A 16,033-nucleotide genomic window follows, 5' to 3' on the forward strand; every position below is an offset into this window, starting at 1 on the left:
CTAATTCTATAAAATTTAGGATTAGCCTTTTTTGTTATATATATTCATAAAACATATTAAATAAATATATTTCACTGATATCGAATATTATTTTGTTATTGATTTCATAAGAGGGTTTTCATGATGGTTATGCTAGTTGTTGCATTTAAAACTTAATGTATACTGCGCCGGATTATTTGGCTAGTGTATATTTTAGGTAAAATTTTGTTTAATAAATTATTAATTATCTTATGCGGTGTTATTTTTGTAATATGGCAGTGGCGTCTTCTAATATAAAGACATCATCAGAGCTTTCATTATCAACTTCTTCTATTTATGACTTTTTGGAACGTGATGAATCTTGGTTTGCGATTAAAGATATTGCAGAGAAGAAAAACATTAACTCTGTAACTATCTACTTTCAAGGAAAGATTGATAATAACGTAACTCAAAGTCAAGTTGATGATATCAATGTGTTATTAACAACAAAGATGCAAGAATCAGGCTTATTGGTTCGTGATTGTCTTGAGTGTAATAAGACTCGACTTCATTTAACTAAAACCTCTATTAAATATCAACGTGGACTTGAAAGTAATAAAGAGTTGCGTTTACTGGGTCAAGAAATTCAATCTGACGCATTTTTAATGTGGCGAATGGGTTTAAGTGATTCCTCTCAAAATATTACTCTTTCTTTAGTTCAGGCCGAAAATAATGAAACGATTTGGGCTGATGGTTATTTAATGACTAAAAAAGAAGAAGAAATTAAGAAGGAATTAAATCCACATCAGTTTGGTTTCGCTATGAGCTATATTGATTTAAGTGGTGATGCCAAAGTTAATGGAGAAAGTCATGGTGCTTTTAGTAACGTAACTGATTTTAGTCTTCGTTATTACACTCGTCATTTACCTAATGAACGTTTGCATTTTGCTGTTATTGCAAATTACTTTCAAAATACGGATAGAAATAACTTATTCAATGTTGAAGGTGGTGGTATTGAAGGGCGTGTTTTATACACTTTAACTCCTTCTTGGCCGTCTCCGAGTTTATATATTGGTGCTGGTTCTCAATTCGTTGAAGGAAAGAACAGTTTCGCGATGCGTTCAGGTGTTGAATTTGCCTATATGAAGCATGGTTTTTTTGATATCGGTGTCGCTTATATTGAGAAGAATACTTATAAGAGTATGCACCAAGGCGATGTTGTGACTGGCAAGTTTGGTGGTGCGGCTGTTGATTTTACTATTGGTTTTCGTTTCTAAGGGGCTGTTATGAAAAAGCGTATTTTATTTGTTTCAGCCATTGCGGTTCAATGCATGATGACGTCAATGGCATCGGCTAGTGATGTTACATCTCAGCAAACCGCAGAGAATATTCCTTTTGAAAAGAATCAATTATCTATTCGATTGAATGGAGAACAGTATCGTTCGGCATTTCAAATTGACTTGTCTGATCCTAACTTGATTTTGACCATTGATACTGACCTTATCCCTGAGGAAGATATTAATGCATTGCTACCTGAATTAAATGATTCAGAAGAAGCTCAAGTTTCAGCATTTAATGAGCCTAAATCATTAGCTTTACGTATAGAAGCAAAAGAAAAAGCGGCTAATGGTGATTTTGTAGGGGCCCTTGCCTTATTAAATGAAGCTGAAGCGCTAACAGAAAACCCTGCAAAAGTACTGTCAATGAAAGGTAGTGTTCACTATAAGCTGAACCAAGTTGAATTGGCGATAGTGTCATGGAAAAAAGCATTAGAACTTGATCCGTCACTTACAGAAGTCTCTGACATTATTCAATGGTTGGAAAAATAAGAATGAAATCGTGTATTCGTTTTGTATGCATTAGCTTTTTATTTATTACCTCAATTGTATTCGCGCAAACGTCGTTGCAGTTGGACCAAATGTCTTTTACTGCGGAATTAGAGCAACGACTTAATAGCGATATTGAACGAATTGCAGGTAAGAATATACATGTGCTTTCTATTCAGGCTGAGTTTATTCGTGAGAAGGTTGATGCTTCAACATCTAAGCCGTCAGTTGTTAAGCAACAGCCAGAAGTAAAAAACGTTATTATTGATGATGCTCCTGAGCTTCCAGGCTTAGCAGGTATGTCTGCTTTCAATAATAATACTGTTGCAAAAGTGTCGACACCAAGTGAGGAAGTCGAGCCGCAAGAAGATGCGTTAGATAATGAACAAGCACCTAAAACGGAGAAAATGATCCGTTCTTTATCAACTACATTGTTATTAGATAATAGTGTGGATAAAGATACAGAGTTGCTTATTCGCAATCTGTTACTTGAGAAGTTGGAATACAACCCAATGAGAGGGGATCGTCTTGAGATTATTCGGATGGATATGGCTCCTGTATCAGAAATTACGGGATCATCTATCGCACACTATTGGTGGGTGTTGGTTTTATTATTACTATTATTAGTTATTGGTTACTTACTTGCACGTAATCGTAAAGTATCTACAAAAGAAGTGGGTGTTAATGAAGTAAGTTCATTGCCTCCAATGCCTGAGCAATTGTTAGATACGAAAAAAGGCGAACTGAAAGCGTGTCGACAACAATTGGTTAAGTACAGTTTGAGTGAACCTCAAAAAGTAGATGCGGTACTTCGTCGTTTAAGTTTGAATGAACAAAATATCCCTATGTTCGCTTCTTGTTATCAGGAACTAGGGCGTTCGTTATTTACTTCAATGTTTCCTGCGTTAAATGAACATATTCCAGCGTATTTGAAGTATTTAGAAACGAACCCTGCTGATTATGATCGCTTGGTAAGAGATCTAACGGATTTACAATATTTATTAGTTGATTCGGTTTCTTCTGAGCAATTTGAACATCGCAGTCGACCATTTTCGTTTTTAGATAAATTGAGTATTAATCAAATTCGTTGGGTATTAGATGATGAGCCATTGCGCATTAAAGCATTAGTCTTAAGCCAATTACCATCAGAAAGCTCAGCTAAGTTCTTATCAACGTTTACGGCTGAAGAACAAGCATTAATAGCAATAGAGATAGTTCAGTTTGATTCCATGCCAATGGCGACATTTGGTGAGATTGCCTCATCACTTGCTGCTAAAGCTCAGTCGGTGCCTGATTTTGAAACCGTAAGAACCGACGGTAATCAAATGTTGATGTCATTACTTGATGGAATGAATTTACGTCAGCAAAACGATTTGTTAGATCAGCTAAGAGTGTCTTCACCAGAAGCGTACTTAAATCTGCGTAAGGTGTACTACATTTTTGATGATGTGCTTAGAACGCCAACGGTCATTTTAAGCAACATATTACGCAGTATGAATCCTGAAATTGTAGCATTAGCGTTGATTAATTTAGATGATGAACAAGTCGCAGTCATTCTTTCAGGGTTTCCTGAACGTATGATTGAAATGATCAAAGCTGAAATGGTACGTTGTAAAGATGCGTCGCATGATGAGCAAAACTCAGCAAAACAGCAAGTTGTGATGTTAATGCGCCAAGCTATTGGAAATAAACAATTTACAATGAATGATTTGGAGTCTGTAGCATGATCTCATTCAGTACTATTACCGGCTTATTGATGGCATTTGGTGTATTAATTGGTGCAGTAACAATGAGTACCGATAAATACATGTTATTTGTGAGTTTATCGAGTTTTCTTATTGTGCTTGGTGGAACATTAACTGCGGCGTTAATCAGTTATTCATACCCACTTATTTTGTCTTCGTTTAAAGGGGTACTTGTTAACTTGCTTGACGAGAAAAACGTGACGAAATTTAAGCACGCATCAATCAAAAGAACAGTTGAATGGAATCAGATCTTTCGATCAAGCGGCATGTCGGGTTTAGAAAATTCGTTAAATGATAATGAAAAAAATGACCCATTTATCCGTTTAGGAGTAGAACTTATCGGAACTGGTTATAAAGGTGAAGAGCTTAAAAAATTACTAGATGAAAGTAATCATAGTCAATATAAGCAAGAAATGACGCAAGCTGAGGTTTTAAACTCAATGGGTACTTATGCACCTGGTTTTGGCATGATTGGTACATTGATTGGTTTGATCATTATGCTTGATAATTTAAATGGTGATATGGCTGCTTTAGGTAATGGTTTAGCTGTTGCTTTATTGACGACTCTCTATGGTATTTTATTAGCTCAAGTGTTTTTCAAACCCGCAGCAATTCGTATTAGTCGCCGAGTAAATACCAATTTTGATAATCGTGAAATGCAAATTAATGCGTTTGTATTAATGACAGAAAAACGTCCTGATTTGTACTTACAAGATTCAATGAATGTACATTTGCCGTTTAAGAAAAGGTTAGCGTCTTAAATGAATAGAACAAGACCCAAGGTTGAGTTGAAAGACGATAATGATTGGATGATGACATACAGTGATGCCATCACATTATTATTGGCCTTTTTTGTTCTGATTGTTGCTGTTTCTCAAGTGAATGAAGGTAAGTTAGAAGAACTAAAAGATGGGTGGGGGAAAGTAGTTGATACTGCTAGCCATTTGCCTATGCAAGAGCTAACTGCCGATATTCAGGAGATAGTAGAGCAAAAGAATTTAGATTCTGTAGTGGTCACGGCTGTCACCGATGGTATACGAATTGATCTTAATAGTGAAAATTTGTACGACTCAGGTTCAGCATCTTTAAAGCCTGAAGGTAAAGCTCTTATTGCTGAATTTGCAGAAGCAATGAAAGAGGTAGATTTGAACGGTCGCTCTATTATCGTTGAAGGGCACAGTGATGATTTACCTATTCATACCAAACAGTTTGATAGTAACTGGGAGCTTTCTGGAGCAAGAGCTATAGAAGTGACTAAGCAATTGATCAAATTTAATGTAGATAAATCACAATTAAGAGCGGTGGCGTATGCGGATGCACAACCTCGAGCGGATAAAGCGTTACCGATAGAACAACAGCGTCAATTAAATCGACGTGTTGTGATTTATATTAAAAGAAATTAAAACAACAATAGCTGGCTAGCTGTAAATAAAGCAAAGCGCTCTAAATATAGAGCGCTTTTTTATAAGAAATGAATGCTTATCCCATTCCATGAATGATATTGGGATTACCCATTCATTGGTGGAGTAAACGCCGTTAATGTTGGTGCAACACCTGTGAATTTTTCAATTTTCACTACACCTGAGTTACCGCAGTTACCATTACCCAAACGTGATGTTGGTATATCCATAGTTAATACGTTTGGACCACCGTTTTTACACATACCTGTTTTAGGATCTAAGTCAGGCCATGCACCTTCATGGATACATACACTGCCTTTTTTGATGCCATCAGAAACATGTGCACCAACCAAAACTTGACCACGTTGGTTGTAAGCACGAACTAAGTCGCCATCTTTAATACCACGAGCTTTAGCATCTTCTGGGTGAATCGTAATTGGTTCACGATCTTGGATTGCATACTCTTTACGAAGATCAGCATAGTTAAATTGGCTGTGTAAACGATGAGCAGAGTGCGACGTCATTAATTGAAGTTCGCCATCTGTGTAGTTGAACATCCACTCTGTCGGTTCCATCCATACAGGGTGTGGAGGGCAATCATCTAACTTAAAGCCTTCGATGGTTTTTGAGAAGATCTCAATTTTACCACTTGGTGTACCTAGTGGGTTCATGATTGGATCTTTACGGAAGTCACCAAAACGAACAAACTCGGCGTTCTTTGCGTTCCATTTCATTTCGATAAGTTGGTTTGCTTCCCAGAACTTAGTGAAATTCATCATTGGAACACGTGCGTTTCGTCCACCTTTTTGAGCTGCTTTATAGAAATCACGAAGCCATTCCATCTCCGTTTTATTTTCCATGTACACATTACGGCCACCTGGTTTTAAATGTTCAGCCATATCTGCGAAAACATCTAAATCGTTACGTGCTTCATGCTGTGGTTCAACAACTTGCTTCATTGGAACAAGGTGTTGGTTAGAGTAGTCACCTGTCATCGTCATGTCATTACGCTCAAATGAGGTAGTGATTGGAAGAACGATATCCGCATGCTTTGCAGCGGCAGTCCAATATGGTTCTGAAATAACGATCAGTTCAGGTTTTTGCCACGCTTTAATCAAACGGTTGGTATCTTGGTGATGTGTAAAGTTTGCACCGCCTGCCCACCAAATCATTTTTAACTCAGGGAAAGTTAATGTATGTCCATTGTGTTGATATTGAGTTCCCGGTTTTTCTAAACATTCAACAATACGTGCAACAGGGAAAGCCGTTACTGAACCTTGAACTGCCCAATCGTTACCTGCTGATGAGCCACCGCCTAATGACGCTGACATTGCTGGTAATACACCTGCATCGCGTGTTGGGTTACCACCATTAGAGTAGTGGTATGAGTAACCAAAACCACCGCCCGGTAGTCCAACTTGACCAAGCATAGAAGCAAGAACGGTTAGCATCCAATGACGTTGTTCACCATGTTGTTGACGTTGCATACCCCAACCAGCCATAAGCATCGTGCGGTTTTCTTTGAAGATCTTAGCCAGCAGTTCCATCTGTTTTGCTGGTACGCCACAAATCGCTTCTGCCCATTGCGGTGATTTCTCAATGCCGTCTTCTTTACCCATTAAGTAAGCTTCAAATTGCTCGAAGCCCACAGTGTACTTAGAAAGGAATTCAGTATCGTGCTGCTGTGTTTTAACTAATTGATGAGCGATACCCATCATCATTGCCACATCTGATTGTGGGTTCGGTGCAATCCATTGCGCATTATCACCAAAGAATTCAGCAGTTTCTGAACGCATTGGGTCAATAATGATGATGGTTTTGCCTGATTTTTTCAGTTGATGGAAAAACTCAAGGCCTTGCCCGTCTGTTGAAGACCATGCAATTTTTAGTGTGTTTAATGGGTTTAGACCCCATAACACAACCACTTCACTGTTTTCTAAAATAACAGGATAAGTCGTTTGTTGTTCATATACTTCGATAGAACCAACAACGTGTGGCATGATAACTTGAGCTGCGCCTGTTGAGTAATCGCCTAAGTGACCAGCATAACCACCAGACATACTCATGTAACGTTGCAGTAGTGTTTGTGCTTTATGTAATACACCACTTGAACGCCAACCGTAAGAGCCGGCAAAAATAGACTCAGGCCCGTTTTCTTTACGAATACGCATGTGCTGTTCGTGAATAAGTTTGTATGCTTCATCCCATGAAACACGTACAAATTCATCACTACCGCGAACTCCTTGAGGATTGCTTGGGTTTTCTAAGTAACCTTTGCGAACCATTGGATATTTTACACGAGCTTTTGTATAAACTTGCGATGGCCCCGTTTGTTGTAAGCTATTAGGTACGGTCTGAGCTAAACCACTTTTGGTTGATAGCAGCTCGCCATCTTTTACTTCACAAAGTAATGGACCCATGCGACCAGCAGTTAAAACCAATGAATCTGTGCGACCAGCGGTAGCGGCATTAACAGATAAAGGAGCGATAGACGTAATCGCTAGTGCACCTGCTGATGCACCTGCGCCTTTTAAAAAGCCGCGACGAGAAATGTTAGTCATAGTCACTCTCTCTTATTTGTGATTAGCCACGTCTTTAGCGTGGTTTTGGAAGAATTTAGTTAGGATTTCTAGGTTCAGTGCTGAAATATCAGTACGTGCACCCATGCTTTTAGCTACAGGACCCCAAGAGTTCACTGTGAAGTGATTTGCTGGAATTTTGGCATGACATGTTGAACAGTACACATTATCAAGCTCTTCAGCGTAGTCCCATAAAGGCTGGTTTGACGCAAGAACAGGTGCATCGATTGTGCCTGTTAGCTCGGCGCTGCGCCATTCATTGCCGTAAGCATCGGTAGTTGCTTCACCCAGAGTTAATGCTTTAATGCCTTTTTCTGTTAGCGTCGCGATGATTGAACGTTGTCCTTCACCCATGTAAATAACTGATTCAGCCCCTTTCATTTGGAAGCCTGAAACCGTTACAGTGCGAGTTTCATCTTTTGCGTTTACCGTTGTAAGTTCAACCGTTGGATTGATGATGGCAAGATCAGACATCTTAATATTTTCAATAGGGTAAACTTTTTCAGCATCAAGCTTGGTGTTTTTCGCCATATCAAATAAATGATCGAATGCAGACGTATCTAACTTAGCTTGAGGTGCAAAGTGAGCAACACCTTTGTGGCAGTCAATACAAGTTTGGTTGTTTTCTTGTCCATAAGCGTGCATTTTTTGTGCGCTTACTGATTGGTCATAGGTTTCCATTGCATCAAAACTATGACAAGAACGACATGTCGCTGAATCATTTTCACGCATTTGTTCCCACACCGTTTCAGCCATAGCTAAACGATGTTCTTCGTATTTTTCATCCGTATCAATTTTACCAGTAACGAATTCATGATAGATGTCTTTAGAAGCACGAATTTTCGTAATTAAGTAATCAATTGGTTCTTGAGGAATGTGACAGTCTGCACATTCAGCTCGAATGCCTTTTTGGTTACTAAAATGAACGGAACCTTGATATTCATGCAGTGGTTTTTCCATTGTATGGCATGAAACACAAAACTCAGTACTAGAAGTGGCGTGGAGAACTGCTTGCGTACCGCCAAAGGTTAACCAACCAATGGCAATACCGACAGCAGCGATTAAAGCGATATAGCGTTTGTTCATAATAATGATCCTTAATTTAGCCACATTCTATGTGTGGTCAATCGCAATATTACCACTTTGGGGTTAATGGTATATAAGTAAAAAATAAAATATTTCAAAAAATGTAATCTAATGCTCAAAAATGAGAGTTCTATTAATAAGCTGTTTTATATTTTATTGCCATATTGGTGAAAGCTTGTTCATTAATTGTTGAACCTTCAGTTTGATTTTGTTGAAAAATATTTTCATGCGTAACGCCGTCTTTACCTTTCTTTACGAATGCAAAGAATGTAAATTTAATGCAAATGGTAACAATTATCATTTATATTCCTTCTCAGATTTTTATCACCCGTTTAATAAATAAAAAGATTTGGAGATAATGGAATATGTTTTCTAAAAGTCAGTTAGCTCTTGTTATTAGCGCAGTTTTATCAACGCCTTTTGCTTACGCTGAAACAGATGCATCAACAACTGATGAGCACATGGTTGTTACTGGTCGTGACTATGGTTACAAGGCAGATACAAATTCAAGCTCAATGCGAATGGAGGCAACTCAATTAGAAACTCCAGGACAAGTGAGTGTTATTGATGAGCAACTGATTGATGAACAACGTGCAAGTACGCTTGGTGAAGTTCTAAAAAATGATGCAAGTATCGGTGCTGGCGCAACTACACGTAACCGTGAGCAGTTTACATTACGTGGCTTTTCACTAAGCAGTAGCTCTGGTTTCTTACGTGATGGAAAACAACATTGGTCTCATTATCGTCAACCAATTGAATTATTAGAGCGTGTTGAGATATTAAAAGGTCCTTCGGGTCTGTTATATGGCCAGTCAGCTCCGGGTGGCTTGGTTAATATGGTTGCTAAAAAGCCAACCTATGAAACTCAAGTAAGCGTGAGTCAAGATCTAGGCTCAAATAATGACTCTCGAACAACTGCGGATGTAAGTGGTGCATTGAATGATGACCAAACATTACGTGGTCGTGCCATTGTCTCAAAGCAAACTTACAACTCATGGCGTCAATACAGTGATGGAACAGTTCCATCTACAGAGCGCTTTGTTGGTGGTTTATTCTTAGATTATGACATTAATGATGACATCACAGTGTCGTTCCATTATGACCGTACAATTGATGAAGGTAGTGTCGATTCAGGTGCTTACATCAAAGATGGCAAAACAGTAGTAAATGATAAATACATTTGGGATGCACAGTGGTCAAAAATCGAAAATGATGTGGAAAACATCGGTGTTGATGTTACTGCAAACTTAACTGATGTATGGCGTGTTAATGCTAGCTTTAATCATCAAGATTTTAACCGTCATGACGTAGAGAGCTTCCCTAAAGAAGAGACGTATGACCCTTCTAATGGTACGTATGATCAAGGCGGTAGTGACCGTAAAGATAACTGGGTATTTAAAACAGCAAGTATTGATTTAATCGGTGAATTTGATGCGTTAGGCGTAAGCCACCAAATGCTATTTGGTAGTAACTGGTTAGGTTATCGTTATGACCGTTTAGAGTACTCATTTAATAGCTCTGTAGGTCAAGTTGGTGAGCCTGCTCCTGCTCCAGAACGTAATCCAAATAAAGATCCTAGAGATACAACATCTAAGTACGATACATGGGGTTTCTATGCTCAGGATATGATTACGTTTAATGAGCAATGGCAAGCATTAGTTGGTGTTCGTTTAGACCGTCAAGTTGAAGAAGGCCTAGCAGAAGAAGCAGTATCACCTAAGTTTGCGGTTATTTACCACCCGATGGATATTGGTTCTATCTATGCAACGTATTCTGAAAGCTTTGAAATGCAAGGTGAAGTATCAGGCAGTGAGTACGTAAATGACGGCCAAAAACTGGATCCTTTACGTGGTAAGTTGTATGAGCTAGGTACTAAATGGGAATTAATGGATAACCAGCTGTTTGTATCTGGTGCTGTATTTGATATTACCCAAGAAAACTCAACGATTGATGTTGATTTAGGTGGTGGTAAGAAAGAAAAAACACAATCAGGTGAACGTGTTCACCGTGGTGTCGAGTTAGCGATGCAAGGCTTTATTACTGAGCAGTTATCGATGAGCGGTTCAGCAACATATCTAGATGCTGAATATGCGAAAGATGAGAAGTATGAAGGTAACCGTCCTGCGGATGTGCCTGAATATACTGCAAGTGTATGGACTCGCTATGCATTTACTAATAGTACCGATGCAAACTTAGGCGCTATCTATGTTGGTGAGCGTTACGGTGATGCAGCGAATACCTTTAAAAAAGATGGCTATGCACGTTTCGATCTAGGGTTATCTCATACTATTAAGTATGACCAAGATTTAACCTTTGTTGCTCGCTTTAATGTTGAAAACTTGTTTGATACTGATTACTTAGCAGGTGGTGGTTCAACTGGTAAGAATGGTTACGCAACCGATGGGGCATCGAATGTTGTTATTGGTGAAGGCCGAAACTACATGGCGACACTGCAAGTTAAATACTAATTTATTGTAATAAAAATAAGGGAGGCCTCGGTCTCCCTTTAGTGCGTTTATTTGAATACAAATTTTTAAGAGATTGTTCTTAAAAACAAACAGTTAAGAAATTGATAAATATGAATATTCTAAAAACCAGTATCGGTATTGCATTAGCAACCGTGATCACAACCGCTCAGGCTACTGCGCTTGATCAAGCACGAGTAATTGAAAATAAATCAAATACTTCTTCAGCGATAAGCCAGCAGAAAATCGATAAAAGTGCAGAAGCGACATTAGCCTACAAAGCTGAAATTGAGCAGCTTCAAGAAGAAGTGAAAAACTTGGCTGTGTATCGTGATCACTTAACGGGTTTAGTGAATAGTCAGCAGCAAGAGATGGTAAGTTTAAATGACCAAATTGACACCATTAAAGAGACTAGACAAGGCGTTGTACCTTTAATGTATAAGATGTTATCTGGTTTAACGACATTAGTTGAACAAGATAAGCCAATTAAAACAGAAGAACGTTTACATCGTATTGCAAAGCTTGAACATATGATGACAAGAGCGGATGTGAGTGATGCAGAAAAATATCGCCGACTTCTTGAAGCCTACCAGATCGAAATGGATTACGGTACAAAACTAGGTACATACCAAACGCAGATCATTGTTGAAGATAATGAACAAATTGATGCAGATATGCTGCATTTAGGACGCGTATCTTTACTTGCTCGTCGTCTTGATGCTTCTCAATATTGGAGTTGGAATACGTACACCAACCGATGGGAGGCGCTGGACTCTGAATTTAATGATGATTTAGCAAAAGCCTATTCAGCTGCTTATAAACAAGTTGCCCCAAGTTTATTGACTCTGCCTGTATCTTTATCACTAAAAGAGGTGAAATAACATGACAATTAAGCCACTGATTTTAGCTGTTTCACTGCTTGGTCTTTCGATTAATACGGTGACAGCAAACACTGAATTGTTGAAAGAGACAAAACAAGCAAGTCATGTACAAAAGCAACATGATGCACAACGAGAGTCTGGTTTTAAACAAACAGAACAAAGCTTAAAAGCTCAAAGAAACGCCTTGATTGCGGAGCGTAAAAAACTTCAAAAAGAAAGCGATCAATTAAGTGCTATCTTCAGCAAAAATGAAAAAACACTCGCAACATTAGAGCAGCAACTGCACTTAGAAACAGGCAGCTTAGGTGAACTGTTTGGGGTGGTAAGACAGACAGCAAAAGACGTGAATGCAGAGTTGAAAAACTCGATGTCAGGATCAGAAAATAATAAATATAATCAGTTAATTGCTGATATCGTTGCAGCGAAATCTTTGCCATCTATGACGCAACTAACGGGGTTATGGCAAACCATGGCTCAGCAAGTTAATGCTAGTTCAGAGTTAGAGTTAACGACAGTAACCATGATTAGTGGTTCTGGTCATCGTCAATCAATCAATGCTTATCGCTTAGGTAATATGGCACTGGTTGGTGAAGGTGGTTTTTTGCAGTGGGACAATAAAAAGCAAGTTGCGACTTATTACGCTCAACAGCCAAAACTGACTCCGACAACGACGATCTTATCTGAGATGCCAAGCAAACAAGTCATCATGATGGCAAGCGATCCTTCACGCGGTATCATGTTAGAGCAATTAGCGAATACGCCAACAATGAAAGAGCGTCTTCAAGCGGGTGGTGTGGTTGGTAAAATCATTATTGGTTTATTACTGATTGGATTGATTATTTCATTATTTAATGGCGTGAGATTGTTTGTTATTCGCCAACAAATTAGAAAGCAATTAAAACAACCACAAGAGCTTGGTCAAAATCCATTAGGTCGCGTGCTTGCCGTTTACGATGCAGAAAAACAACGTTCAGTTGAAGCATTAGAATTACGCCTATTAGAAACCATCGTTGATGAGCAGCAAGGGCTAGAAAAAGGGTTGTCTATGCTTAAACTATTAGCAGCTTTGGCTCCAATGTTAGGACTTTTAGGTACGGTTACGGGCATGATCGAAACATTCCAAGTGATCACACAGTTTGGTAATGGTGATCCAAAAGTGATGGCGGGTGGTATTTCGATGGCGCTAGTTACTACGGTTTTAGGTTTAGTTGCGGCAATGCCACTATTACTTACGCATAATATTTTAAGCTCACAAGCTGAAAGCATTCGCACTATTCTTGAAAAACAAGGCTTAGGGCTAGTTGCTGAACAAGCTGAAAAAGTAGTGCAACCAAACGCAATGGATATGGCAGCGTAATGACGGCTTTTCTTTCACATTTTATGGCTCAAGGCGGCCCCATTTTATGGTGGTTGGCCGCAGTGGTTGCATTGTGTTGGTTATTGGTTATCGAGCGAATTTTTTTCATATCGTTTAGTTTTCCAATACAACGAAAACGATGGATTGAGCAATGGCAGCAGCGCAATGATCATGAATCTTGGTATGCCAAAACCATTAGAGATGGGTGGATCAGTGAAGCTCATCTGCAACTAAATCAATATTTGAATTTCATTAAGGTGTTAGTGGCAATATGCCCTATGTTAGGTTTGTTAGGTACGGTTACAGGGATGATCTCTGTATTTGATGTCATGGCAAATCAAGGCAGTAGCCAAACCAAACTAATGGCATCAGGTATTTCATTAGCGACATTACCAACGATGGCGGGAATGGTTGCAGCCTTGGCGGGGATGTTTGTTCATGCTCGTCTAGCTAAAGTTTGTCGTCGTAAAGAGCATCAGTTAGAAAAAGCATTAAGGAGTCAGTCATGAGACTTGGCCGTCGTTCTTCACATCAAGAAGAAGCACAAATCGATTTAACATCAATGTTAGATATCGTTTTTATTATGTTGATCTTTTTTATTGTAACGAGTTCATTTGTACGTGAATCTGGCGTAGAAGTTAATCGTCCTCAGGCCAGTAATGTATCAAGCCAAAAAGATGCGGGGATATTTGTGGCTATCACTGCATCAAACGATATTTTTATTGATAAACGCATGGTAGATGCTGAACGAGTGCAAGCAACCTTAGAGCATTTATTACTCGAACAACCAGAAGCGTCATTAGTGATTCAAGCGGATGAACATGCGTATAACGGTACGGTTATTAAAGTGATGGATGCAGCGAAAGGCGCTGGTGTTAAAGGTATCGCTTTAGCTGCGGAGAAAGGCTGATGTGGCGTTTATTTTTAGCTATGCCAATCGCAATATCCATGACGTTTGGCATATTCACATTTATGGCTTGGATGGTAGATAACGGCACTCAAGAGAAGCCTGAAAGCAGTGAAACGGTTCGTTTTGATATGGTGATGGCAGAACAAGAACAAGATGTACAGCGCCGCCAACGCCGTGTGCCCGAAAAGCCAGATACACCGGAGCCTCTACCACAAGCGACCCCAATGGCAGCTCAAACTCAAACGTCAATGGCGACACCACAGAGTCCAATGCCACTAATTGGGTTGGACTCAAGTATTTCTGGTTTAGCCATTAGCGCACCAAATTTTGCTGACTTTACAGGTAATCAGCAAGCAATGCCATTGTATCGTGTTGAACCTCGTTATCCTTCTAAAGCGATGAAAAGAGGGGCTGAGGGCTTTGTTGTTATGTCGTTTACGATTGATGAGCAAGGCCGTCCTACTGACGTAAAAGTCACTGATGCAAAACCTCGTAGAATGTTCGAGAGAGAAGCGGTTAAAGCGTTGAAAAAATGGAAATATCAGCCAAAAGTGATTGATGGTAAAACCATTGCTCAAGTCGGACAAACCGTGAAATTGGAGTTTACATTAGCAAAATGATGAAATTTATCGTCCCTCTTTTTAGCGTTGTTTTGATGTTCAGTGGGTTTGCTCAAGCGCAGCAGCTAACCCAATATAATGCGGCAAAAGTACAGCGTGCAATTCAATTGCAGCAACAAGATAAAATAGTGGATGCTATTGATATTCTCTCTAAACTAACGCCATCACAGGCTTATGATAAAGCCTATGTACAGCGAATGTTAGGTGTTTTTCATTGGCAAAATGGGAACAGTAAAGCGGCAGTAAAATACCTTTCAACTGCAGTTAACAGTCAGCAACTCGTTGATGAACAAGCGTGGGTAACACAGCGCATGTTGGCGGATTTATTATTAACAGAACAACGGTTTAAAGAGGCATTACCTCATTACTACCTATTAACGAAAACAATACCTGAAAATCAAAAAATAGGGGACTTATGGTTTCGGATTGCTCAAACACATTATCAAATCTCACAGTGGGATAAGGTGTTATCTGCATTAAATAAGCATCAAAAAGTAGCGAAAATTCATAAAGAACAAGACAAAAGACAATTGTTGGTTTTAAAGCTTGGTGCGCAATTACAACGTAAATATTGGAAATCAGCGATACCAACGTTAACCGCTTTGATTGAATTAGAGCCTGAGCAGGCGGGGTGGTGGCAGCAATTATCAAGTATTCAGTTGCAATTGAATCAACCAAATAATGCGTTGGATACCTTGGTGTTAGCACAGCGTCAAGGTATTGTGTTAAGCCAATCTGAATTGAAAATATTAGCCCAGTTATATGCAGAACGTGGCATTCCTGAAAAAGCGGCGCAAGTAATGGCGCAATTAGCGGATTATGAAACAGATAAAGAAATAATAATTACGCAAGCAAGTTACTGGCAGGCTGCAAAAGAGTGGGATAAAGCGATTGCAGTTTGGCAAAAAGCCGCGCAGTTTGATGGTCAATATTATTGGCAAGTTGCTCAGCTTCAGATTCAAGAAGGGTATTATCAACAAGGGCTAAAAAGTCTTGATAAAGTAAAGGATTACAATAAAACCGATGATGTAGCATTAGCTAAAACTCGCGCTTACTATAAGTTAAATCAACTGGAATTAGCGCTTGTTAATGCTAAAAGAGCTAATGAGTTTAAGCCATCTAATGAAGCAAAAGGATGGATACAATATTTGTCTCAAATGAGGCAGATTAAAGGTTAATCTACTTAATAAAAAAGCAGCGTTCAAC

General features: G+C 39.1%; 15 protein-coding genes. 12 read left to right on the plus strand and 3 right to left on the minus strand.

The window, feature by feature from the left end:
- Positions 1-251: 251 nt before the first annotated feature.
- Genes AAFX60_014995 through AAFX60_015015 form a run of 5 tightly spaced genes read left to right on the plus strand, consistent with a single transcriptional unit; the run spans position 252 to position 4,932 of the window.
- Positions 252-1,235 (plus strand): hypothetical protein, encoded by a 984-nt coding sequence (locus AAFX60_014995; GenBank protein ID XDF79725.1) that lies wholly within the window; start codon positions 252-254, stop codon positions 1,233-1,235.
- Positions 1,236-1,244: 9 nt separating this feature from the next.
- On the plus strand, positions 1,245-1,787 hold the full coding sequence (locus AAFX60_015000; GenBank protein XDF79726.1) for a hypothetical protein: 543 nt from the start codon (positions 1,245-1,247) through the stop codon (positions 1,785-1,787).
- 2 nt (positions 1,788-1,789) lie between these two features.
- Positions 1,790-3,511: a FliG C-terminal domain-containing protein gene (locus AAFX60_015005; protein ID XDF79727.1), complete on the plus strand. Its 1,722-nt coding sequence runs from the start codon at positions 1,790-1,792 to the stop codon at positions 3,509-3,511.
- Entirely contained in the window at positions 3,508-4,290 is a 783-nt protein-coding gene (locus AAFX60_015010) for a MotA/TolQ/ExbB proton channel family protein (GenBank protein ID XDF79728.1), read from the plus strand. The genes AAFX60_015005 and AAFX60_015010 overlap by 4 nt, the downstream gene beginning before the upstream one ends.
- Positions 4,291-4,932, plus strand: coding sequence for an OmpA family protein (locus tag AAFX60_015015; GenBank protein ID XDF79729.1), 642 nt, complete (start codon positions 4,291-4,293; stop codon positions 4,930-4,932).
- A 104-nt stretch (positions 4,933-5,036) separates the two neighbouring features.
- Here the strand turns inward: AAFX60_015015 and AAFX60_015020 are convergent, their stop codons facing one another.
- The 3 genes from AAFX60_015020 to AAFX60_015030 form a co-directional block, all read right to left on the minus strand.
- Positions 5,037-7,490, minus strand: coding sequence for a molybdopterin guanine dinucleotide-containing S/N-oxide reductase (locus AAFX60_015020; protein XDF79730.1), 2,454 nt, complete (start codon positions 7,488-7,490; stop codon positions 5,037-5,039).
- A 12-nt stretch (positions 7,491-7,502) separates the two neighbouring features.
- Entirely contained in the window at positions 7,503-8,600 is a 1,098-nt protein-coding gene (locus AAFX60_015025) for a NapC/NirT family cytochrome c (GenBank protein XDF80182.1), read from the minus strand.
- Positions 8,601-8,727: 127 nt separating this feature from the next.
- Positions 8,728-8,895: a hypothetical protein gene (locus tag AAFX60_015030; protein ID XDF79731.1), complete on the minus strand. Its 168-nt coding sequence runs from the start codon at positions 8,893-8,895 to the stop codon at positions 8,728-8,730.
- A 64-nt stretch (positions 8,896-8,959) separates the two neighbouring features.
- Here AAFX60_015030 and AAFX60_015035 point away from each other — a divergent pair, with 64 nt between their 5' ends.
- The 7 genes from AAFX60_015035 to AAFX60_015065 all read left to right on the plus strand — a co-directional run bounded on the left by AAFX60_015035 (position 8,960) and on the right by AAFX60_015065 (position 16,005).
- Positions 8,960-11,062, plus strand: coding sequence for a TonB-dependent receptor (locus AAFX60_015035; GenBank protein ID XDF79732.1), 2,103 nt, complete (start codon positions 8,960-8,962; stop codon positions 11,060-11,062).
- 110 nt (positions 11,063-11,172) lie between these two features.
- Positions 11,173-11,940: a DUF3450 domain-containing protein gene (locus AAFX60_015040; GenBank protein XDF79733.1), complete on the plus strand. Its 768-nt coding sequence runs from the start codon at positions 11,173-11,175 to the stop codon at positions 11,938-11,940.
- A gap of 1 nt (position 11,941) precedes the next feature.
- Positions 11,942-13,297 carry a MotA/TolQ/ExbB proton channel family protein gene (locus AAFX60_015045; protein XDF79734.1) on the plus strand — a complete coding sequence of 452 codons (1,356 nt, stop codon included), beginning with the start codon at positions 11,942-11,944 and terminating at the stop codon, positions 13,295-13,297.
- On the plus strand, positions 13,297-13,806 hold the full coding sequence (locus AAFX60_015050) for a MotA/TolQ/ExbB proton channel family protein (protein ID XDF79735.1): 510 nt from the start codon (positions 13,297-13,299) through the stop codon (positions 13,804-13,806). The genes AAFX60_015045 and AAFX60_015050 overlap by 1 nt, the downstream gene beginning before the upstream one ends.
- Positions 13,803-14,207 (plus strand): biopolymer transporter ExbD, encoded by a 405-nt coding sequence (locus AAFX60_015055; protein XDF79736.1) that lies wholly within the window; start codon positions 13,803-13,805, stop codon positions 14,205-14,207. Before AAFX60_015050 ends, AAFX60_015055 begins: the two co-directional genes overlap by 4 nt.
- Positions 14,207-14,827 (plus strand): energy transducer TonB, encoded by a 621-nt coding sequence (locus AAFX60_015060; protein ID XDF79737.1) that lies wholly within the window; start codon positions 14,207-14,209, stop codon positions 14,825-14,827. Before AAFX60_015055 ends, AAFX60_015060 begins: the two co-directional genes overlap by 1 nt.
- The gene (locus AAFX60_015065) at positions 14,824-16,005 is read left to right on the plus strand and encodes a hypothetical protein (GenBank protein ID XDF79738.1); all 1,182 of its coding nucleotides are present in this window, start codon (positions 14,824-14,826) and stop codon (positions 16,003-16,005) included. The genes AAFX60_015060 and AAFX60_015065 overlap by 4 nt, the downstream gene beginning before the upstream one ends.
- The last annotated feature ends 28 nt before the right edge of the window (positions 16,006-16,033 follow it).

It is taken from the genome of Aliivibrio fischeri, from assembly GCA_038993745.2.
In the GTDB taxonomy this organism is placed as follows: Bacteria; Pseudomonadota; Gammaproteobacteria; order Enterobacterales; family Vibrionaceae; genus Aliivibrio; species Aliivibrio fischeri_B.